Genomic DNA, 22,278 nt, shown 5'->3' with positions numbered 1-22,278 from the left:
CCGAGCTCAAGAGGAGGGTGATCGATGGAGGATTTAATAGGATTAATCATCCCGCTTCTGGCCGTTGCCGGATGGCTGTTTGGCATGTTTAAAACCGATGAGGAGGAACAGAAGGGCGGGAAACCTACCCGGCCTTCTCGGCCAACCCCTACTTCTTCCCGTCACCAACCAAACAATACAGATCCAGCGCAATCAACTGTGAATGTTGAAGTCGAGACACAAACAAGCCCTGCAACCGCAGTTGATCCTTCCAGGACACAAACGTATTATGAGAAAAAGAAAGCGAAGCTTGCAGAAACGAAACCAGTTACACAGCGTTCAGATGGGGAAGTTTTTGCTTCTCATATGGATCCCATACAGGATGTAGAAAGACCGAGACAGTTGGAAAAGAGAAGCAAAGACCAGGCTGCAAAAAAAGAAGTCCAGTCAAACAAGAAGCTTTCCATCCGCAGGAATTTATCCAAAAAAGGGATTGCAGAGAGTTTTGTAATGGCTGAGGTGCTCGGTCAGCCAAGGGCCCACCGTCCTTATCAAAGAAGACGACGAGCGAAGTAAAAACCCCCCCCTTTGTCAGTTATGGACAAAGGGGGGTTTTTAAGTTACTGGAGGTGCTGTCCAGTTTCAGCACCCTTCAGGTTTTAAGTAGAGGCAGGTGCATACACTACCTCGTTCACAACATAATAATATTTCGATTGTATCCCCGGTTTCTGCATTCTTTCATGCTTAAACCGGGGATATTTTGCTGTTCTTATCTCCCGGCTTCATTCATACATATGATGTGAGAGGGGGCATCCTGGGTGAACAAATGGAAACAGCGCATCGAGAATATGCTCACGCAGCACCTTGAACTTCCTTCCGATGTTATCCTCGAACTTCCGAGAATTACGACCATCGGTCAAATCCATGCTTATATCGAAAACCATAAAGGACTCATTCTGTTCTCAGAATCAGAACTTCGTTTACGTATGAAAGACGGATACCTCCGGATAACTGGAGAAAAATTTGTGCTGAAGATGATACTGCCGGAGGAAATCCTGCTAGAGGGGAAAATCAAGGAGCTGGCTTTCATCGAAGAGTGATCGGATAGCCGGCGGAGGGGGCAGTGATGAAGCACACACAAGATATATTTTTTACCGGGTCTGTAAAGATAAAGGTGACCGGACACCACCCAGAGTTGTTTTTTGATCTGTGCGCAAGAGAAGGAATAACTGTTTGGAATGTGATAAAAATAAATGAAACGCAATGTGTCGGCAATGTAAGATTAAGCGATATTTCCGCGATAAAAAGACTACGCAGGCAAACGATTTATAAGCTGTCTTTTCTGTCACGGAAAGGCTTTCCATTTTTGATACAGCGCGTTTTGCGTAAAAAACCATTCGTGGCGGGATTGTTTTTGAGTGTTTTGTTTGTCATGTTTCTCTCAAACATTGTCTGGGACATAGAAGTGGAAAACGTCCCGCCGGAAGTAGAAGCGAAAATTATCGAAAAATTGGACGAGTATGGCATTCGACCCGGGGCAATAAAGTTTACAATCGGAACACCAAGTGACATTCAACAACGATTGCTGGATGATTTGCCTGAATTGTTGTGGGTGGGTGTGACGGAAAAGGGGACAACCTATCAGCTGGAAGCAGTCGAGAAAACGATTGTCGAAGAACCAGAGCAATCGGGTCCGCGAAACCTGGTTGCTGCAAAAAAAGGGGTCATTGTTGATATGTTTGTCGCTAAGGGACTCCCTTTGGTCGAAGTAAATGATCTTGTCACACCTGGACAGGTATTGGTTTCCGGCAACTTGAATGAGAATCAAGGAGAAGGAGAACAAGAAGACGACGAAGAAAAGCAAAATAAACCCAAAAACTATGTGGCAGCGGAAGGAGAAGTTATTGCCGAAACTTGGTACGAGGTGGAAACGACTGTACCAATAAAGGCAAATTATCAAACCCTTACCGGAGAGAGCGAAACAAAATTCAAACTGCAAATCGGAAAAGTGAAAATTCCTATTTGGGGTTTTAAAAAGGTCGAATATGAACACGTATATAAAGAAATTAAAAGTAAACCATTGTATTTTTTGCATTGGACTCTGCCCATTTCTTTCGTAGAGGAGCAATGGAATGAACAAGCGCCTTTCAACGAAAAACGAAGCAGGGAAAAAGCAAGAGAAGAAGCCGTGAAGCAAGCAACGAAACAGCTCCAGAGCGAACTTGGAAAGGATGCGGAAATCGCCTTTCAAAAAGTTTTGCACGAACGTATTGAGAGTGGTAAAGTTAAGTTAACCCTTTATTTCAAAGCTAAGGAAGATATAACAAAAATTCAACCAATATCTCAAGGAGATTGATTATGCCTGAAGATTTAAAAACGATCGATTTACAACTCGAAAATCCAAACGAAGCACTTACTTTGTTTGGAACGGAAGATAGACATCTTAAACAAATCGAACAACACTTGAATGTATCGATTGTCACGCGCGGAGAACAGGTCAGCGTATCCGGCAGCCCGGATGATATACAGTTTATAGAGGAAATACTGCTTGCATTGCTTCATATCGTCCGCAAAGGGCTGACTATCACAGAACGAGATGTGGTATATGCTGTCGATCTCGCCAAAAAAGGTAAAATAGATCAATTTGAAACATTGTTTGAAGATGAAATCACCAAAAATGCCAAAGGAAAATCCATCAGGGTCAAAACGCTTGGGCAACGTAATTATGTCAATGCAATAAAATCAAATGATCTTGTCTTCGGGATTGGACCTGCAGGAACTGGTAAGACTTATTTGGCCGTTGTCATGGCTGTGACCGCTCTTAAAAAAGGCCTTGTCAAAAAAATTATTTTGACAAGACCAGCAGTGGAAGCAGGCGAAAGTCTTGGTTTCTTACCTGGCGATTTGAAAGAAAAAGTTGATCCGTATTTACGTCCCCTTTATGATGCCCTGCACGATGTTCTCGGTAACGAGCATACGCTGCGGCTGATTGAAAGAGGCACCATTGAAATTGCTCCTCTTGCCTATATGAGAGGCAGGACGTTGGATGATGCTTTTGTCATTCTTGATGAAGCTCAAAATACAACACCTGCCCAAATGAAAATGTTCCTAACCAGACTTGGTTTCGGCTCAAAAATGGTAATAACCGGCGATATCACCCAAGTCGATCTACCGATGGGTGTCACATCCGGCTTGAAAGCCGTCGAAGCCAGGTTGTCGTCGATTAAAGGTATTGCATTCATGTATTTAAAACAGTCCGATGTAGTCCGTCATCCACTGGTACAGAAAATAATCGATGCATATGAGGAAGAGTAAGTATTACCTTCATGATTTAAGACCCGCTCTCCAGGGTCTTATTTCTGTATAAACCGCTCTTTTTCAAAAATGAGGTGAAGGAATGAAGCATTACTGGAAACGGTTTAAACAATTACCGGTTTATCAGAACAAATGGCTGAAAATTAGTTTGGCAGTTTTGCTGTTGTGCATTTTTTTCTTTTTTATCACGCTTTCTAATGTCTATACCGAAACATACAATATTGAGCGGTTCAATGAAGCCAAAGAAACTATCCGCTCCCCTTTGTCTATTGAAAACAAAAAAGAGACAGAGCGTGAAAGAAGAGAAGCGATTCAGGCAGTGGAAGACAGGTATGAAATATCATCGGAAATAACCCAGGAACGGGCAGGATATGTCAATGAACTATTTGAAGCAATCGATAAGCTTGAAGAGGAAGAAAAAGCTTCGAAGGCTAGGGATGAGGAAGATACCCCTGCTGCTACGGATAAGGAGAAAGCGCAAAAGCTGCAACAAATCATTTCACCGAAGCTGAGTGAAGCGCTCGACCGGGAAGAATTGATTGAATTAATCAATGCCAGTTCGGAAAAACGATCACTGGCTAAAGAATTACTGACCACCTCTATTTATGAAGTAATGAATGACGGCGTGACAACGGAAACAGTAGAAAACGCCGTGAAAAGTGTAAATGAGAAGCTCCAATATTCTAGTTTAAGCGATGAGATGAAAGAAGTTCTCTACATACTCAGTGATTTTGCCATAGTGGAAAATTCGTTTTACGATGCGGAAAAAACTGTGGAAGCCCAAAAACATGCTTCAAACAATGTGGAACCAGTCATGATCCGGGCTGGTGAGATCATTGTAACCGAAGGACAGACAATCACCAATGAAATTTATGAGCAATTGAAATTGGTCGGTCTGTTGAACGATGATCGAAATGTATATCCGCTGATCGGTCTTATCTTGTTGATTCTTTTAATCGGGGGTACCATCGTTTATGAGATGCATATCCATTCCAAAAAACGGGAATTGGATGTTAGGAAGATTGCTTCCATTATTTTAATAAGTGTGTTGATGGTATCATTAATGAAAGTGGCAAGTGTTTTCACGGATTCAGTCAATCAACTGTTTTTTCTGGTTCCTGCAGCAACAGGCGCGATGTTGTTGAAAATTTTGCTCGATGAACGACTGGCGTTGGCTATGTCGATTCTGTACAGCATCCTTGCAAGTCTCATTTTCAATGCTGAGATACCAGGATCGCTAAACATGGAAGCGGGAATCTATCTGCTGTTTTCTCAATTGGCCGGCATCATTTTCCTGGTCAGTCTAAAGGACCGTATCGCAATTCTGAAAGCAGGAATAGGAATTACACTGGTACACATACTTACGGTACTATTATTTTTATTTCTTTCTTTTGAAAAATATGCTATCGCGGATATTTTGACGTTCAGTGGATATGGGGTTGTGGCTGCTTTCCTTTCATCTGTTTTAACAATTGGCCTGCTGCCATTTTTTGAAACCGGACTGGGGATATTGTCAGATACAAAACTGCTCACCTTATCCAATCCGAACCATCCTTTATTACGTAAAATATTGATAGAGGCACCGGGTACCTATCATCACAGTGTCATGGTGGCGAACCTGAGTGAAATTGCCTGCGAAGCAGCCGGAGCCAACGGACTTCTCGCGAGAGTGGCTGCCTATTATCACGATTTAGGGAAAACAGAACAGCCACATTATTTCATTGAAAACCAAATGGGTATCACCAATCCCCATGACATGCTGCAGCCAAAGCAAAGCGCTGAAATTATTATCAACCATCCATATGCAGGAGCTCATCTTCTACGAAAACACAAGTTGCCTAAAGAGATTGTTGATATCGCTGAACAACATCACGGAAAAAGTCTTTTGCAGTTTTTTTACCATAAAGCAAAAGAACAAAACAAGCAGGTGAACGAGTCGGATTATCGATATCCTGGTCCTCTACCGCAAACCAAGGAAGCGGCGATCGTTTGCATTTGTGATTCGATTGAAGCAGCTGTACGCTCCTTGAAAGAGCCGACAAATGAAAAAATAGAAGAGATCGTCACCTCGATTATTCATCAAAAGCTAATGGATGGACAGTTGAATGATGCGCCGTTAACATTCAAGGAGTTGGAGAAAATCCGTAAAGCGATTTGTGAAACGCTGAATGGTATCTTCCATTCCAGGATACAGTACCCGACAGATCAAGAAGTGAAGGAGGCAAATTAATGCATATCGATTTTCATGATCAAACAAACAAAGTAGAAGAAGGTACCACCGATCTGATTCAGCGGCTTTTAACTTTCGCTGCAGAAAAGGAAGAAATTACGGATGAATCGGAGGTTTCTGTTAATTTTGTCGATAATGGGGAGATTCAAATCATCAATCGCAACTATCGGCAACAGGACAAGCCGACAGATGTAATTTCTTTCGCCATGCAGGAAGAGGGCGAAGGAGAGCTGAAAGTAATCGGGGAAGATATCCCATTAGTTCTTGGCGACATCGTGATATCTGTCGATAAAGCTGCCGAACAGGCAGAAGAATATGGACATTCCATTCAAAGGGAATTTGGTTTTTTAGCCTTGCATGGATTCTTACACCTTCTTGGCTATGATCATATACGAAAAGAAGACGAGCGGAAAATGTTCCAGCGACAAGAGGAAATTTTGAATGCGTTCGGACTTGAAAGGAAATAAACGAAAGCGGACAGTCGGTTTCGCTTTTGCTGTGCGGGGGTGGAAACATGCTTGGAAGGAGCGGAATTTGCGAATTCAGGTTGGCGTAGCCGCTGCTGCTTTGGTGCTGGGGGCCTTTTTCCGGATCACTGCAATCGAATGGCTAATTCTCGTTATTGTGATTGGCATGGTTATTGCTATGGAAATGATCAATACTGCGGTCGAACGGCTGCTTGATTATGTAGCTCCGGAATTCCATCCCAAAGCGGGAGCTATTAAGGATATTGCTGCTGGTTCCGTTCTGGCCGTGGCTGTTGCAGCCGCGGTAGTGGGAACAATCATTTTCCTACCGAGAATTGCACAGTTGTTTTGACAGCCAATGCCCGGCCCCCTATCAGGCGGCCGGGTTTTTTAGAAAAAACAAAAAGTATCACTTTTGAACAGAAGATATATACTGCGCATGAAGTGGTTCTCTTTATCCTTGATTAGAAAATGTGTAGTACAGCCGCGCTTTCCACGAGCGGCTGATCGCACTCCTCACAGTCAGAAGAAAATAAGAAAATTCAACGCAAGGGTTACGACATTATTCATATCAACTTCATCCTAACTTTCTTTGTGTAAGAATCCTTTTGAAGAATGATATTAGGGGAAAGTTCGTATAAACTAACCAAGGAAAAACAATGTAGATTTTTCGGTTTTCTTTTATGTTGTTTTTGTATTACAACTTTTTTAGAGAGGTTTTGTCGAATCCATGAAAGGGGTAAAATTTTATAGTAAAATAGAAGAAAACCATAGGATGAAAAAAGCAATAAACGATGGAGGATACAACATGGATGCAGCATACAAATCAGGATTTATATCAATAATCGGCAGGCCGAACGTCGGAAAATCGACGTTTATGAATCGAGTGATCGGACAAAAAATTGCAATTATGAGCGATAAACCGCAAACTACACGCAATAAAATCCAAGGGGTTTTAACGGAAAAAGATGCCCAAATGGTTTTTATCGATACTCCTGGAATCCACAAACCGAAGCACAAGCTTGGTGATTTCATGGTGAAAGTCGCAGAAAATACGCTAAACGAAGTGGATGCGGTAATGTTCATGATCAATGCGGAAGAAGGATACGGAAGAGGCGACCAGTTTATTCTGGATCGCTTACAGAACGTCTCCAATCCAGTTTTTTTAATCATCAATAAAATTGATCAGGTACATCCCGATGACCTGCTCCCGCTAATCGATGAGTATAAAGACAGATATGATTTTGAGGAAATCATCCCGATTTCAGCATTGGAAGGCAACAATGTTGACCATTTGCTTCACGTTTTAAAATCTCATTTACCGGAAGGACCACAGTATTATCCGGAAGATCAAATTACTGATCACCCGGAACGGTTCATTATCAGTGAATTGATAAGGGAAAAAGCACTACAGCTGACTAGAGAAGAAATTCCCCATTCCATTGCAGTGGTCATTGACAATATAGAGGTAAGGGAAAAAGGTGGAAGTGTTTTTATACAAGCTACGGTTGTAACCGAGAGAAAATCACAAAAGGGAATCATTATTGGCAAACAGGGCTCAATGCTCAAGGAAATCGGAAAACGTGCAAGACAGGATATAGAAGCATTGCTGGGAACCAAGATATACTTAGAGCTATGGGTGAAAGTACAAAAGGATTGGCGCAACAGGCCCAGTCAATTGACGGAGTATGGATTTAGCAGTGAAGAATATTGAGTTCAAGAAGGTAAATTAGCCGATGAAAAGGGCATTTCCTTTTCATACATGGTAAATATTTTAACACATGTATTCAAAAGGAGAAGGTCATCCTAGAGGTGTAAGGGATAGCCGCCGAAAAATCTCTGACCGTCAGCAGATAGCTGGAATAAACCTATAGGGCAGTGAAGGGGAGGTCCGAGGTATAAACGCATACAGGAGGAACCGAAAAGCAAACGAACGAAAAAATACACAGCGTTATTTTTACCTGATATTTTGAACTTCCTATAAGGATGATTTCTAACAGTTTATAGAAAGGTGGGGTTTCTTGTGCTCGACTTTCCCTGGAAAATATTCAGTCAAACAGGAAACATTGAAACCTATTTACTGATGAAAGAAATGGAATCTTACTACGATGAAGAATCGTCTGTTAATCCAAACTATAAAGAACAACTTCAAGAACTTGATCGAAATTTATAAGCGACTGCCGCGCCGCCAAATCGAAACAGGCGGCGTCTCTTAGTTGTACGAAAGGGCCTCGTCTTTTTTGAAAGGGATTGGTGAATCGTTTTGTTTGAGAAAACAGAGGGCATCATTCTGCGGACGCAGGATTACGGGGAAACGCATAAAATTGTGACAATATTGACGCCATCACACGGGAAAATCGGCGTAGTTGCGAGGGGAGCAAAAAAACCGAAAAGCAGGATGGCTGCCATCACGCAACCATTTATACATGGTCAATTTTTAATACAGACCGGGAGAAATCTCGGTACACTTCAACAAGGGGAAGTGCTATCTTCCTTTCGGGCGATACGGGAGGATATTGTTAAAACCGCATACGCCACTTATCTTGCAGAATTGACAGATAAGTTGGTAGAAACGAATAATTATGATCCTTTTTTATTTCAACAGCTGGATCAGACGTTTACCTGGATTGCCGAAGGGAAAGATGCGGAAATACTGACCATTATTTATGAATTGAAAATTTACCAGCGGGCAGGTTTCGCACCTGAATTGCAACAGTGTGTCAATTGTGGAAATCCTGAAGGACCATTTGCTTTTTCGACTGCAGAAGGCGGTTATCTTTGCCCGCGTTGCCGTCATATCGATGAGTATGCAGTATCCTTGCCGGGAAACCTATCAAGAATACTTTCGATGTTTACCACCATAGATATAGAACGGATCGGCAATATTTCAATTAAACCGGAAAATAAGCAGCTGTTGAAAAAACTAATGGAGGAGTATTATGAGCAGTATGGCGGTTATCATATCAAGTCAAAAAAGTTTTTAGACCAGCTGGACTTATTGAAATAGCATTTTGATTGACAAAATGGATAAAATTCAGTAAGGTTAAATCAAAATTTACATATTGCGTTGAAGGTGAGTAGTACTTGGACATTTTTTCTAATAGCGAATCCAGGACAGTGGGAGCTGGAGTAGAAAATACCGGGGAAGGCGTACCAGAGCAATCAATTGAAAGTGGCTTTTCCGTTTACCGGAAAGCAAGTAGGGTGGAACCGCGGATATCCCCGTCCCTATGCCTTGAACAGGCGTAGGGGCGGTTTTTTGTCGTGATATAGAACCCACTTTTAAGTGTCAAATCACAATCGGAGGAATGAGCAAATGAATATTCAGCAAATGATTCTAACTTTGCAAAAGCATTGGTCAGATCAAAACTGTATTTTAATGCAGGCGTATGATGTCGAGAAAGGGGCTGGGACAATGTCGCCAATGACATTGTTACGCAGTCTTGGACCTGAACCTTGGAATGTTGCATATGTAGAGCCGTCCCGCCGGCCGGCAGACGGCAGATATGGACAGAATCCGAATCGTTTGTATCAGCACCATCAATTTCAAGTGATCATGAAACCTTCACCCGACAACATTCAAGATTTATATTTAGATTCTTTGCGGGCATTGGGTATTGATCCCCTGCAGCATGATATCCGGTTTGTTGAAGATAATTGGGAAAACCCTACTCTTGGTGCGGCCGGACTTGGTTGGGAAGTGTGGCTGGACGGCATGGAGATTACTCAATTCACGTATTTTCAACAAATCGGCGGGCTCGAAGCAAAGCCGGTAGCGGTTGAATTGACTTATGGAATTGAACGACTTGCTTCTTATATCCAGGATAAAGAAAATGTGTTTGATTTAGAGTGGACGAATGGAGTCACCGTTTCTGATATCTTCCTCCAGCCTGAATATGAACATTCCAAATACACATTTGAAGAGTCCGATACAGATATGCTGTTTGATCTGTTTGCGACTTATGAGAAGGAAGCAAAACGGACGATGGAGAACGGCCTTGTATTCCCAGCTTATGACTATGTATTGAAGTGCTCCCACACCTTTAATCTTTTGGATGCCAAAGGAGTTATCTCCGTAACCGAAAGAACCGGATACATCTCCCGGGTGAGAAACTTGGCGCGGGAAATAGCCAAAATATATGTGGAAGAGCGTGAGCGTCTAGGTTTCCCTATGTTGAAGGAGGCAGCAAACAATGACAACAACTAATATATTATTCGAAATAGGGCTGGAAGAAATGCCGGCACGTTTTCTCGATGATGCACAGAAACAATTGCATGAAAAAACAACCGCCTGGCTGGATGAATTGCGGGTACCTTATCAAGGCATCGAAGTATATGTAACACCGCGGCGGCTGGCTGTCGTTATCAAGGATGCTGCTGAAAAACAACCAGATATCGAGGAAGAAGCAAAAGGTCCTGCGAAAAGCATTGCACTAGATGAAAATGGCGAGTGGACAAAGGCAGCGGTTGGATTCTCACGCGGGCAGGGAAAAACTGTAAAAGACATCTATACAAAAGAAGTAAATGGTACCGAATATATTTTTGTCCGTAAATTTATCGAAGGAAGAAAGACCCTTGATTTGTTACAGGGATTCAAAGATGTCGTGTTAAAGATGAACTTTCCTAAAAGTATGCGGTGGAGTGATTTGAACCTTCGTTATGTAAGACCAATCCGTTGGATCACTGCCTTGTTCGGGAGCGAGATCGTTCCCTTGGAAATTGCAGGTGTGACAGCATCTAACATAACATACGGACATCGTTTTCTCGGGGAATCGATTGAATTATCATCTGCTGAAAAGTATCGTAATAAGCTTAAAGATCAGTATGTAATAGTGAAGCCTTCCGAGAGGGAGGAGAAAATCCGAAAGGAAATTGAACAATTACAGGAAAAGAAAAACTGGAAGGTACCAGTTGATGCCGATTTATTGGATGAAGTAAAACATTTAGTTGAATATCCTACTGTTTTTTCTGGTTCTTTTGATGAAGAATTTCTTGAGATCCCAGAAGAGGCGCTAATTACCTCCATGAAAGAACACCAACGTTATTTTCCAGTGCGGGATAGCGAAGGTAGCTTGCTACCCAACTTTGTCGCTGTAAGAAACGGAAATAGCGATTTTATAGAAACAGTTGCCCGTGGAAATGAAAAAGTGTTAAGAGCTAGACTTTCCGATGCAAGATTCTTTTTTGAAGAAGACAAGAAGCAATCCATTGCCAGCAATGTGAAGAAATTGGAAAAGATGGTTTTTCAAGAAAAGCTGGGAACCATTGCGGACAAAGTGAGCCGTGTTACTCAATTAACCGGACAAATAAGTGATTTGATCGATTTAGATGCTCTAGTACGAAAGCGGGCAGTTCGAGCGGCTGAAATTTCGAAGTTTGATTTGGTTACCAACATGGTCAACGAGTTTACAGAACTCCAAGGTATAATGGGAGAAAAATACGCCCTTTTGTTCGGTGAAAACGAACAAACAGCTAAGGCGATTAACGAGCACTATATGCCACGGCATGCAGGAGATACTCTCCCTGCTTCGACAGAAGGGGCTCTTGTAAGTGTTGCTGATAAACTGGATACCATTATCGGCTGTATTTCCGTCGGTATAATTCCTAGTGGTTCTCAGGATCCATATGGACTGAGACGACAAGCTATCGGCGTGCTGCAAATCTTAAAAAATCAAAACTGGCAAGTGAAACTGGAGCAGTTGCTTGAGAAAACTTATCAGCAGTTTGAAGCGAAGGGAATCCCAACCCGGAGTAAACAAGAGACATTGGAAGATGTGTCTGAATTCTTTACTCACCGGGCTGGTTATATCATGAAGGAAGCAGGAATCGACCAGGATGTCATCGAAGCAGTTCTGCATGCCGGCATAGGTATTTTTCAATTCACGTTCGATAAAGCTCTTGTTTTGGCAGATAAAAGACAGGATGAATCCTTTAAATCTGCACAAGAAGGATTGGGTCGTGTTCTGAATTTGGCAGGTAAGACGGAGACAAGAGAAGTCAAAAAAGAATTGTTCGAAAATGATACAGAAACCGAATTGAATGCAGCAGTGGAGCGATTGTTGCCTGGCTATCAGCAGACTTTAGAGCAACAAAAGGCAAAGCAAGCTATAGAGACTTTGGCTGAATTGGCTGAACCAATCCATGCTTTTTTCGATCATACCATGGTAATGGCGAAAGAGGAGAAGCTGAAAAATAACCGGCTTGCATTATTGAATAAAATAGCTACGATGGTTTATCAATACGCCGACCTGTCAAAAGTGCAGTGGAAACAGCAATTCTGATATATCCGGTTTATATATACGGTACCTGTCTATAATGAGAGAAAATATGTGAATCATGCCGAGAAGGTGGTGAAAGGATGGAACTTTCCAATCGTCAGCAGCAGATTATTGAGATTGTAAAAAAACATGGTCCGATTACTGGGGAGAATATAGCGGAAAAACTCCAATTGACAAGAGCAACACTCCGACCAGATTTATCCGTCCTCACCATGTCCGGCTTTTTGGATGCCCGTCCGAGAGTGGGGTATTTTTTCACTGGGAAAACCGGCTTTGAATTGCTTTCTGAAAAACTGAAAGAAGTGAAAGTCCGGGATTTTCAATCCATACCCATCGTGATTAAAGAAAATGACTCGGTGTATGATGCCATCAGCAAAATGTTTCTGGAGGATGTCGGCACGTTGTTCGTTGTGGACGATCAATCACTTTTGACGGGCGTTGTTTCCCGTAAGGACTTGTTGCGGGCAAGTCTTGGGAATCAGGACTTAGCCAGCCTTCCAGTTAATATCATCATGACAAGAATGCCGAATGTGACGATTTGCAGAAAAGATGATTTTCTCATCGGAGCAGCAAAACAACTGATCAATAAACAAATCGATGGTCTTCCAGTGGTAGAAGATACAGAAAAAGGTTTACAGGTTATCGGCCGTATTACCAAAACGAATATGACAAAAGCATTAGTGGAATTTACCAGTAATGATAACTTGCAGGGAGGTTAGACGATGGCGAAACCATTTGTGTATATTGTTTCAGACTCGGTCGGAGAGACAGCGGAATTAGTGGTCAAAGCAGCTCTCAGTCAGTTTGATAACAGTGGAGAATATCATCTTCATCGTGTGCCTTACGTTGAAAACCTGGAGATACTTGATGAAACCATCAAACAGGCGGAGGAAAAAGGGGCAATAATCGGGTTTACCTTGGTAAATCCGACTTTCCGCAGACATCTTCTGGAGGAATCGGCTGCAAGAAAGATTGAATGCATTGATATCATGGGGCCGCTTATAGATGCCATGGAAAAAGTCTATCAAAAAAAACCGCGGCTCGAGCCTGGATTGGTTCATAAATTGGATGAAGATTATTTTAAACGGGTAGAAGCGATAGAATTTGCTGTACGGTATGACGATGGAAGAGATCCGAGGGGAATAGCGAAAGCAGATATTGTATTGATTGGTGTTTCCCGGACTTCAAAAACACCCCTTTCGCAATACCTTGCACACAAACGGCTTAAGGTTGCCAATGTACCGATAGTACCAGAAGTGGATCCTCCGGAAGAATTGTTTCAAGTAGATCCCAATCGTTGCATTGGTTTGAAAATCAGTCCAGAAAAATTAAACGATATCCGGAAGGAGCGCTTAAAGGCTCTTGGTCTGGGAGATCAGGCCAGTTATGCTAATCGTGAACGAATTTTGCAAGAGCTTGATCATTTTGAAAAAGTGGTGGAAAGAATCGGTTGTCACGTGATAAACGTCTCGAATAAAGCGGTAGAAGAAACCGCCAATGTTATTCTGAATATAAGAAAGCAATTACTATTGAATGGAAAACCATGATTGTTAAGCTGTGTGTGAGAAGCTCTTGCCCGTTGTTAAAAACCGCGGTGTTGCCGTATGCCTCTCATCAGCGAACAGCTAGAATAAAAAAGACTTTCGCTTATATCTCCTGCTTTTTGATGTTTTTTGCAGTTGAGATAAATTGCGAATTAAATTTCGCATGGCGGCTCTGCTGAATCCAGTGGGAAAAGGAACAATATGAAGACCACCGTCTGCGTCTCCCTGTTAAGCTCCGCAGCGGGTTTCCTCGACCCAAGGGAGCGAAGAAGCTGCTCCATGTAGCACCCTGGCTGAAGCTTTCCCCACGGAAAGCGAGTGTTTTTCACAGCGCCGGACTATTTACCCGGGTAGTGTAGATTCACATATAGTGAATTTACGCTATGCTGCAGACTATATTTTTCGGATAAATGCCTTCTTTTAAAGCATGATTATAAGAAAAAATATTAGCATTTTCTTTTTTTTTGTATTATAATTATTTTTTGTGAAAAAATGTTTCTATAATGTCTTTCTCTATTGGACAAGTTTAAATTAAGAGGATATTAAATTCTGAAAAATAAAAACATAGGAAAAAGGAAGGATTATTCGAATTCATGTAGAATAAAAAACTAGCTGTTTTCTTTTTTATGTCGAATTAGAAGATACATTACATTTATCTTTTCTATTTTATTTTTCTTATGCAACTATCCAGGATAGAGCAACTACTGGTTTGACCCTTCTCTGCAAAGGTTACATTATTATGTAAGATCAGGACAAGGCGCATGTCCTGTGAGTGAGAGCGTTTTGTTTAATTGATAGTAAATGAATCAGTTATTTTTTTAAAAAAGATTGTCGAATTTTGCAGGGTTTTCTTAGTCTTTATAGAATAAACGTAGAGCATGGTGATTCTAATGAATGGTCAAATCCCTGAAGAAACGATAGAAGAAATCAGGAAATCCAATGATATCGTGGATGTCGTGGGAGAATATGTCCAATTGAAAAAGCAGGGCAGAAATTATTTTGGTTTGTGCCCATTTCACGGAGAAAAGACACCTTCTTTTTCCGTGACACAGGACAAGCAGATATTTCATTGCTTCGGCTGCCATAAAGGCGGGAATGTTGTTACGTTTGTAATGGAGATGGAAGGCTTCAGTTTTTTTGAAGCATTAAAGCATTTGGCTGAGAAAAGCGGTCATACTCTGCCAGAAAGCTACCAGCCTGCAAATCAAAACCAGCAGGTAAGCCAAGAAAGCCAGGATGTGCTCAGCGCTTATGAATGGCTTATGAAACTTTATCATCATTTGCTACGTCACACGAAAGAAGGTAAGACTGGCTATCAGTATTTAATCGATAGAGGATTCACTGATGAGGTGATTGATACTTTTCAGTTAGGTTTTTCTCCAAACTCCAAGGAGTTTATTGTTCAGTTCCTGGAGAAGAAAGGGTTTCACCCCCAGACCATGGTAAAAGCGGGACTCCTCTCGATGAATGACCAACAGGAAGTCTCCGACAGGTTTAGAGGAAGGGTTGTTTTTCCTATACGCAACCATCTTGGGAAAACGGTTGGATTTGGAGGAAGATCGATTAACAATCAGGAACCCAAATATTTGAACAGCCCGGAATCGGAGCTGTTTCATAAAGGAAGGCTTTTATATAATTTCGATTTAGCCAGAAGTCACATCCGTAAACGAGAAGAAGCCGTATTGTTTGAAGGTTATGCAGATGTGATATCGGCTTATGCAGCTGGAGTCACCAATGGCGTAGCTACCTTGGGAACTGCCATTACAGAAGCACAGGCCAAACTGCTGCGCCGCTATGTGGATACAGTGGTTATTTGTTATGATGCGGATGACGCGGGAGTGCAGGCATCTTACAAAGCTGCAAAGGTCCTGAAAAAGGCTGGCTGTACAGTAAAGGTTGCCAGTATGCCAAACGGAATGGACCCCGACGAATTCGTTCAGCAAAATGGAGCGGAGCGCTTTCGGAAAGAGGTAGTCGATGTAAGCGATACGTACATGTCCTTCCTGATGAGATATTTGAAAAAAGATTATAATCTAAATCTGGAAGGAGATCGCATACAATATGTTGAAAGTGTACTTGATGAAGTCGCATTGATCGACCGGCCTGTGGAACGGGAGCATTATTTGAAAGAATTAGCGAATGAATTTGAATTATCTATGGATACTTTGTCTCAGGAGATAATGGCTAGAAGGCAAAAGATAGGTCCCAGGCAGGATAAGATGGTGCATAAGAGCAATACTAGTATGGCGAAAGCACCGTACAGTCAAAAGAAATTACTTCCCGCTTACCATAATGCAGAGAAGCAGTTGATTGCTTATATGCTAAACGATAGATCGATTGCTGAAAAAGTGAAAGACGAACTAGGCGGATCGTTTAACGTAGAGCAGCATCAAGTCATTGTTACCTATTTATATGCTTATTATGAAGAAGGAAACGGGCCGGATGTCAGTCTGTTTGTGGAAAGACTTCCAGACCCGTCCATCCAAAGTTTAGTTGTCCAAATTGCAATGATGCCTATCCACCAGGATATCAGCGATAGGGAGATTAATGACTATATTCGTCTCATCCGAGTGGAACACAGTGATGAAGCAGCTATTAAATCTCTAAAAGCGGAGCAAAAACAGGCAGAAAAACAAAATGATCATGTAAAGGCCGCCCAGATAGCTATGCAGATTCTTGAGATTAGAAAGCAATTGAAAAATTCAATTCATTGATATAGAAGTAAGTCTGGAAGGAGGGGGACTCATGGCAGATAACAAGCCATCACGTTCTAAAGAAAATGAAAATGAGCTAACCCTGGAGCAAGCGAAGGACCAGTTACTTGAACTGGGAAAAAAGCGCGGGGTGCTAGCATATGAAGAAGTTGCAGAGCGTTTGTCCAACTTTGAGTTGGAATCAGAGCAGATGGACGAGTTTTATGAGTACCTGAATGAGCAAGGTGTAGAAGTAATCGGTGATTCCGAAGAGGATCCGAGCATGCAGCAGCTTTCAAAAGAAGAGGAATTCGACTTAAATGATTTGAGCGTGCCTTTGGGGATAAAAATCAATGATCCGGTCAGGATGTATTTGAAAGAGATCGGAAGAGTTGATTTGCTTTCTGCCACAGAAGAAATTAACTTGGCAAAGCGGATTGAAGAAGGCGAGGAAGAGGCCAAAAGAAGACTGGCTGAAGCAAACCTCCGACTTGTCGTAAGTATTGCAAAGCGTTATGTCGGCCGCGGAATGCTGTTCCTTGATTTGATCCAGGAAGGCAATATGGGCTTGATTAAAGCAGTTGAAAAATTTGACTATCGAAAAGGGTATAAATTCAGCACCTATGCCACGTGGTGGATCCGTCAGGCGATAACACGAGCAATAGCGGACCAGGCGAGGACGATACGGATACCAGTCCATATGGTGGAAACCATCAATAAGTTGATTCGCGTACAGCGTCAGCTTTTGCAAGATCTGGGCAGAGAGCCTATACCGGAAGAAATTGCGAAAGAAATGGAGTTAACCCCTGATAAAGTCCGGGAGATTTTGAAAATAGCACAGGAACCAGTGTCCCTCGAAACACCGATTGGTGAAGAGGACGACTCCCATTTAGGCGACTTCATTGAGGACCAGGAAGCTACTTCACCTTCCGATCATGCAGCATATGAACTGTTGAAGGAACAGTTGGAAGATGTACTGGACACGTTGACAGATCGCGAAGAAAACGTATTGCGGCTTCGTTTCGGTTTAGATGATGGTCGAACTAGAACGCTCGAAGAAGTAGGAAAAGTATTTGGTGTGACCAGAGAACGTATTAGACAAATTGAAGCGAAAGCTCTACGCAAGTTACGCCATCCAAGCCGGAGCAAGCGGTTAAAAGATTTCCTTGAGTAAAAAAATCTGTTCATGCGGACTGTTTGGAGCTCAGCTAAGTCATTGTGCGTCCGTACAATGACTTTGATTTTGCTTCAAAGGGATTAAAAATGCTAAATCGGTTAGGCAGTTCATACCCGCCATGGATATTCCTCTATAACAGGAACCGTTTGCCGATTGGTATTACAGGAAATCGGATGGGGGAGTAGGATGGCTACTGAGAAAAAAGAAATCATTATTAGGGAAATTCAGCAATGGAAGCAGAGCAGGCTTTTACCGGGTGAATATTGTGACTTTTTACTGGCTCTCTATTCCCAGGGAGAGGGGATAGACGAGCCTGTAAAACCTTCCATGAACCTGAAGCTGGTGTTTCTGCTCTTTTCTGATATTGTGATGTTACCGCTAACATATCTTGTAATCAATTTTACTGAATTCCCAGACAGATTGCAAATGTTCCTGGCATTTATTTTTCTTTTGATTTCCTATGCATGTTACCGAGTGTTTTCGAATATAAAGGCTGTAAAAATACCTGTAGCCAAGCTTGTTATACTGGGGATTCTGCTGATCATCACTATTGATATAGTCCAAATGGTGACAAAAACTCCTTGGATTACACCAATAGCGATTTCGATTCAATTGGCAGGATGGTTGATTGCCGGCTATAAACAGAAAGATAAATACTTGTTTGGGGCAGGAATGATTGGTACGATTATGGTAATATACTATGTGATTATATAAAAAATTCTTGTCATTTCCCTTTTCTCTTGTCACATTTTCAAGTAAAATATATGTAGTTTGGTCTGTAAAGACAAGTTTGGGGATTACATAAGGAGGACAAAGACATGAAAAGAAACCCAGTTATCCCTTTTGCAATTATCGCAGTGTTGGGAATACTTACAATGATTGTTTTATCTGTAGTCGGTCTGAATCAATATGAGGACATTCAACAAGCCGGTGAAGAGGGGAGTCAGCAGGAGGAATCTGGAGAAGGCGGCGGTGAAGAAGCAGCGTCCGATGATCCGGAAGCAATTTTCCAGAATAATTGTGCTACCTGTCACGGAGGCGACTTGTCTGGAGGTGCCGGTCCTAATCTGCAAGAAGTTGGAGGCAGATATTCCAAGGATGAAATACATGAAATTATCATGAACGGTACGGACGGAGGAATGCCAGGCGGCCTTGTAAGTGACAGCGAAGCCGATATGCTTGCGCAATGGTTATCTGAACATCAGTAATACTCAAAAGAAAGCTTTCTTTCGCCAGAAAGCTTTCTTTTTTAGATACAAGCTAAGAACTAAGGCTTGGATTAAGCTTTCCGGAGAGGATGCGCTTTGCCTTTTCATCAGAGAAAAAGCCTTGTAATTAAATTCTTAGAAAAGAATCCGGTGAAAAAGAAAAAGGAGTTAATGGGAATGAATGAGAGACTGGTGTCTGATCGTATACAATGTATTGCATCCTTTTTACCAAGAGGAGCGTTATTCGCTGATATTGGTTCTGACCATGCATACTTACCCGTATATGTTTGTCATATGGACGAACAGGCAAAAGCGATAGCGGGCGAAATAAACGAAGGTCCCTACCAGAGTGCTAAAAGCACAGTCGCTGAAGAAGGGCTGACAGACAGGATAGAAGTGCGTAAAGGTGATGGCCTTGCGGTTATATCTGCCAATGAAGTCAACCAAGTGGTCATTGCAGGCATGGGGGGCAGTTTGATTTCCACGATTCTGGAGAAGGGAAAAGAGAAGCTGGCAGGTGTCGGACAAATTATTGCTCAACCCAATGTAGAAGCAAGAGCTGTCAGGGTTTGGCTTCAAGAAAATGGCTACCGACTGAATGGGGAAGCGATCATCGAAGAAGCAGGACACATCTATGAAGTGATTTCCGCCATTTCTTCAAATATCGCGTATTCCATGACAGAAACGGAATTGCTGCTGGGTCCTTATTTGATGAAAGAGAAGTCGGATCCTTTCCAAAGAAAGTGGAAAATGGAACTAGAAAAACGGGAACGAGTGATAAAGCAGATGAAAAAGGCGAAGTACCCGGATGTAAAAAAGATGGAAATTTTCCGTCATGAAATAAAACTTATTAAGGAGGTTTTAACTTGACTCAAATGCAAGTATCAGGAAGGCAAATCATTGATGCTTTTGAAGCGTGGGTGCCTCCTGGACTAGCCTATAAGTGGGATAATGTCGGATTACAAGTGGGAACGTTGGACAAGCCTGTCAAAAAAGTGATGATTACATTGGACGTCCTTGAATCAGTCGCTGAAGAAGCAGCGGAAGCGGACGTCGACTTGATCATTGCCCATCACCCTTTATTGTTTAAATCCTTAAAACAAATCGATACGACGACACCTAAAGGTCGGACGATCACTAAATTAATCGAAAACGGGATCACTGTGTATGCCGCTCATACCAATTTAGATATAACTAGAGGCGGGGTTAGTGATATTCTGACCGAGCGACTAGGTTTACGTAGGACTTCGGTCCTGGTGCCGTCAGAGCAAGACAAGCTTATTAAACTTGCGATATATGTTCCTGTTGATTATACGGAGAAGGTCAGAGAAGCAATTGGAAATCAAGGAGCAGGTCATATCGGAGACTACAGTCATTGCAGTTTTCGGGTAAAAGGAGAAGGGACCTTTAAGCCGTTGGATGGGACACAGCCATTTATCGGTACCAAAGGAGAATTGGCACGGGTAGAGGAAGACAGATTGGAGACGGTCATTCCGGAAAGTAAACTTTCCCGTGTGCTGGATGCAATAAAAACTGCTCATCCATATGAAGAACCTGCATATGATCTTTATCCGATGAAAAATAAAGGAGAAGAAATCGGGGTCGGGCGTATTGGAGACTTACAGAAAAGCATGACGCTGCGTGAATTAGGTGAACTCGTAAAAGAAAGCTATCAGGTTCCTAGCTTAAGAATCGTGGGAAATCTGGACGAGGAGGTAAAACGGGTCGCGGTTTTAGGCGGAAGTGGCGAAGATTATATCAAGCATGCATTTCAACAAGGAGCAGACGTGTATATAACCGGAGACCTCAGTTTTCATGAAGCGCAGGATGCTTGGCAGATGGGATTGAAACTGATTGATCCAGGACATCATGTAGAAAAGTTCATGAAACAAGCTGTTCAGTCTTTCTTACAGCAGAAGTTCGATAAATCCAATGCACCCGAAGTGATCGTTTCCAGGGTGAATACCGAACCGTTTCATTTTATGTGAAAATGTTTCGGTTCTCTGTCAAATGTGGTGGTGTGATTATTCACTCCACCATCTCTTTATCGAATGGCTCATTCCATAAAAATAGTAGTTTTACTTCGGTCGCAGAGGAAATACACTCGCTTTCCGCGGACGAACGTCCGAGCCTCCTCGCAAAGCCCGCTGCAGGGTCTCGGCGGCCTGTTTTTCCACAGGAGGCCATATTTCCTCTGCTACACTATTTCGCTCTATAGAGCCTATTTAACCACATTCAGTATAGAGCCAATAGAATGATCAAAAAAACCGCGAAGATATGCTTTCTTCGCGGTTTTTCTTTTATGCTTTTTTCTTTGCTTTGACTTTCGGCAGAATTTTGCTTTGTTCTACCTTGGATTGAAGATCCCAGTCTTCCTGTGCTGCATCAAAATTTTCGATGAAGCGAATTACTTCTTTTGTGATCGGAGTCGGGGTAGAAGCGCCGGCTGTTACTGCTACCTTGCTAACTCCTTCCAGCCACTCCAGCTTGATTTCCGAAACATCAGCAATTCGGTATGCTATAGTCCCTGCAATTTCCTGTGAAACTTGTGCCAGACGATTGGAATTGTTACTGCGCGGATCTCCGACAACAAGCGTCAGGTCTGCTTCTTTTGCTTGTTCAGCTACGGCTTCTTGACGTACCTGTGTTGCCATGCAAATCTCTTGTACCATTTCCGTTTGTGGATATTTTTCTTTTACCTTTTGCATGACATCATATACATCCCATTGACTCATTGTGGTTTGGTTGGTTACGATCAGTTTCTCGTTATCCAGGTGCAGTTTCTCTACATCCTCTTCCGTTTGCACTAAATGGACTTTACCAGGGGCCACCCCCATGGCACCTTCCGGTTCTGGATGACCTTTTTTGCCAATATAAACTACTTCGTAACCTTCTTTTACCTTCTCGCGTATCAGATCATGCGTCCGGGTGACATCGGGACAAGTGGCATCCAGTACCGTCAACCCCTTCGCTTCTGCTCTTTTTTTCACTTCCGGTGAAACGCCGTGAGCCGTGAAAACCACCGTACCCTCTTCAATTTCTTCCAGAAGCTCTCCTCTGTTTTTTCCATCGAGGGTGATGACCCCCTCGCTTTCAAAGGCTTTGGTGACATGAGAATTGTGCACGATCATTCCTAATATATAAATAGGTCTTGGCAGATTCGGATCCTTAACCGCATTCTGAGCTATGACCATTGCGTCAACTACTCCATAACAATAACCGCGCGGAGCTATTTTAATTACTTCCATGATTACGGTTCCCCCTCTAATATATAACTTCACTACTTTTTGTTTTCAGGGCATCAGTTTCATTATAAAGGTAAAACTACAATATGACAAAAATATTCATCAGTTATGACTGTTTCTGAAAGTAGCTTTTTTGGTTGCC

Annotated in this window: 21 protein-coding genes; 20 read left to right on the top strand and 1 reads right to left on the bottom strand. The window is 42.3% G+C overall.

Annotated elements, in window-relative coordinates:
• Nucleotides 1-24 precede the first annotated feature (24 nt).
• From ERJ70_RS11605 to ERJ70_RS11510, 20 genes are all read left to right on the top strand, one after another.
• Nucleotides 25-555 (top strand): hypothetical protein, encoded by a 531-nt coding sequence (locus ERJ70_RS11605; protein ID WP_209365035.1) that lies wholly within the window; start codon nucleotides 25-27, stop codon nucleotides 553-555.
• Between the two features lie 272 nt (nucleotides 556-827).
• Nucleotides 828-1,079 (top strand): sporulation protein YqfC, encoded by a 252-nt coding sequence (gene yqfC, locus ERJ70_RS11600; protein ID WP_209369330.1) that lies wholly within the window; start codon nucleotides 828-830, stop codon nucleotides 1,077-1,079.
• A gap of 26 nt (nucleotides 1,080-1,105) precedes the next feature.
• The gene (gene yqfD / locus ERJ70_RS11595) at nucleotides 1,106-2,335 is read left to right on the top strand and encodes a sporulation protein YqfD (RefSeq protein WP_209365034.1); all 1,230 of its coding nucleotides are present in this window, start codon (nucleotides 1,106-1,108) and stop codon (nucleotides 2,333-2,335) included.
• Nucleotides 2,336-2,337: 2 nt separating this feature from the next.
• The gene (locus ERJ70_RS11590; RefSeq protein ID WP_209365033.1) at nucleotides 2,338-3,294 is read left to right on the top strand and encodes a PhoH family protein; all 957 of its coding nucleotides are present in this window, start codon (nucleotides 2,338-2,340) and stop codon (nucleotides 3,292-3,294) included.
• An 82-nt stretch (nucleotides 3,295-3,376) separates the two neighbouring features.
• Nucleotides 3,377-5,524, top strand: coding sequence for an HD family phosphohydrolase (locus ERJ70_RS11585; RefSeq protein ID WP_209365032.1), 2,148 nt, complete (start codon nucleotides 3,377-3,379; stop codon nucleotides 5,522-5,524).
• Nucleotides 5,524-5,991 carry an rRNA maturation RNase YbeY gene (gene ybeY, locus ERJ70_RS11580; protein WP_209365031.1) on the top strand — a complete coding sequence of 156 codons (468 nt, stop codon included), beginning with the start codon at nucleotides 5,524-5,526 and terminating at the stop codon, nucleotides 5,989-5,991. Before ERJ70_RS11585 ends, ybeY begins: the two co-directional genes overlap by 1 nt.
• Nucleotides 5,966-6,343, top strand: a complete 378-nt coding sequence (locus ERJ70_RS11575; RefSeq protein WP_209365030.1) for a diacylglycerol kinase — start codon at nucleotides 5,966-5,968, stop codon at nucleotides 6,341-6,343. Before ybeY ends, ERJ70_RS11575 begins: the two co-directional genes overlap by 26 nt.
• 456 nt (nucleotides 6,344-6,799) lie before the next feature.
• Nucleotides 6,800-7,705 carry a GTPase Era gene (gene era, locus ERJ70_RS11570; protein ID WP_209369329.1) on the top strand — a complete coding sequence of 302 codons (906 nt, stop codon included), beginning with the start codon at nucleotides 6,800-6,802 and terminating at the stop codon, nucleotides 7,703-7,705.
• Nucleotides 7,706-8,014: 309 nt separating this feature from the next.
• The gene (locus ERJ70_RS11565) at nucleotides 8,015-8,164 is read left to right on the top strand and encodes a YqzL family protein (protein ID WP_209365029.1); all 150 of its coding nucleotides are present in this window, start codon (nucleotides 8,015-8,017) and stop codon (nucleotides 8,162-8,164) included.
• A 90-nt stretch (nucleotides 8,165-8,254) separates the two neighbouring features.
• Nucleotides 8,255-8,998 (top strand): DNA repair protein RecO, encoded by a 744-nt coding sequence (gene recO, locus ERJ70_RS11560; RefSeq protein WP_209365028.1) that lies wholly within the window; start codon nucleotides 8,255-8,257, stop codon nucleotides 8,996-8,998.
• 309 nt (nucleotides 8,999-9,307) lie between these two features.
• Nucleotides 9,308-10,198, top strand: a complete 891-nt coding sequence (gene glyQ / locus ERJ70_RS11555) for a glycine--tRNA ligase subunit alpha (protein WP_209365027.1) — start codon at nucleotides 9,308-9,310, stop codon at nucleotides 10,196-10,198.
• A complete protein-coding gene (gene glyS / locus ERJ70_RS11550) occupies nucleotides 10,185-12,272 on the top strand; it encodes a glycine--tRNA ligase subunit beta (RefSeq protein WP_209365026.1) in 2,088 nt (695 codons plus the stop codon). Before glyQ ends, glyS begins: the two co-directional genes overlap by 14 nt.
• 77 nt (nucleotides 12,273-12,349) lie before the next feature.
• Nucleotides 12,350-12,988 carry a transcriptional regulator CcpN gene (gene ccpN, locus ERJ70_RS11545; protein WP_209365025.1) on the top strand — a complete coding sequence of 213 codons (639 nt, stop codon included), beginning with the start codon at nucleotides 12,350-12,352 and terminating at the stop codon, nucleotides 12,986-12,988.
• Nucleotides 12,989-12,991: 3 nt separating this feature from the next.
• Nucleotides 12,992-13,816, top strand: coding sequence for a pyruvate, water dikinase regulatory protein (locus ERJ70_RS11540; RefSeq protein WP_209365024.1), 825 nt, complete (start codon nucleotides 12,992-12,994; stop codon nucleotides 13,814-13,816).
• Nucleotides 13,817-14,703: 887 nt separating this feature from the next.
• Entirely contained in the window at nucleotides 14,704-16,527 is a 1,824-nt protein-coding gene (dnaG, locus tag ERJ70_RS11535; RefSeq protein ID WP_209365023.1) for a DNA primase, read from the top strand.
• 31 nt (nucleotides 16,528-16,558) lie between these two features.
• A complete protein-coding gene (gene rpoD / locus ERJ70_RS11530; RefSeq protein ID WP_053219143.1) occupies nucleotides 16,559-17,680 on the top strand; it encodes an RNA polymerase sigma factor RpoD in 1,122 nt (373 codons plus the stop codon).
• 189 nt (nucleotides 17,681-17,869) lie between these two features.
• A complete protein-coding gene (locus ERJ70_RS11525) occupies nucleotides 17,870-18,397 on the top strand; it encodes a hypothetical protein (RefSeq protein WP_209365022.1) in 528 nt (175 codons plus the stop codon).
• A gap of 104 nt (nucleotides 18,398-18,501) precedes the next feature.
• The gene (gene cccA / locus ERJ70_RS11520; RefSeq protein ID WP_209365021.1) at nucleotides 18,502-18,891 is read left to right on the top strand and encodes a cytochrome c550; all 390 of its coding nucleotides are present in this window, start codon (nucleotides 18,502-18,504) and stop codon (nucleotides 18,889-18,891) included.
• A gap of 177 nt (nucleotides 18,892-19,068) precedes the next feature.
• On the top strand, nucleotides 19,069-19,761 hold the full coding sequence (locus ERJ70_RS11515; RefSeq protein ID WP_209365020.1) for a tRNA (adenine(22)-N(1))-methyltransferase: 693 nt from the start codon (nucleotides 19,069-19,071) through the stop codon (nucleotides 19,759-19,761).
• Nucleotides 19,762-19,766: 5 nt separating this feature from the next.
• A complete protein-coding gene (locus ERJ70_RS11510; RefSeq protein ID WP_209369327.1) occupies nucleotides 19,767-20,879 on the top strand; it encodes a Nif3-like dinuclear metal center hexameric protein in 1,113 nt (370 codons plus the stop codon).
• 312 nt (nucleotides 20,880-21,191) lie between these two features.
• Here the strand turns inward: ERJ70_RS11510 and ERJ70_RS11505 are convergent, their stop codons facing one another.
• Nucleotides 21,192-22,139, bottom strand: a complete 948-nt coding sequence (locus ERJ70_RS11505) for a 4-hydroxy-3-methylbut-2-enyl diphosphate reductase (protein WP_209365019.1) — start codon at nucleotides 22,137-22,139, stop codon at nucleotides 21,192-21,194.
• Between the last annotated feature and the right edge of the window lie 139 nt (nucleotides 22,140-22,278).

This window comes from Sediminibacillus dalangtanensis (assembly GCF_017792025.1).
Classification (GTDB): Bacteria; Bacillota; Bacilli; order Bacillales; family Amphibacillaceae; genus Sediminibacillus; species Sediminibacillus dalangtanensis.
Note: the sequence above shows the minus strand (reverse complement) of the source record. Positions and strands in the feature narration are given on the sequence as shown.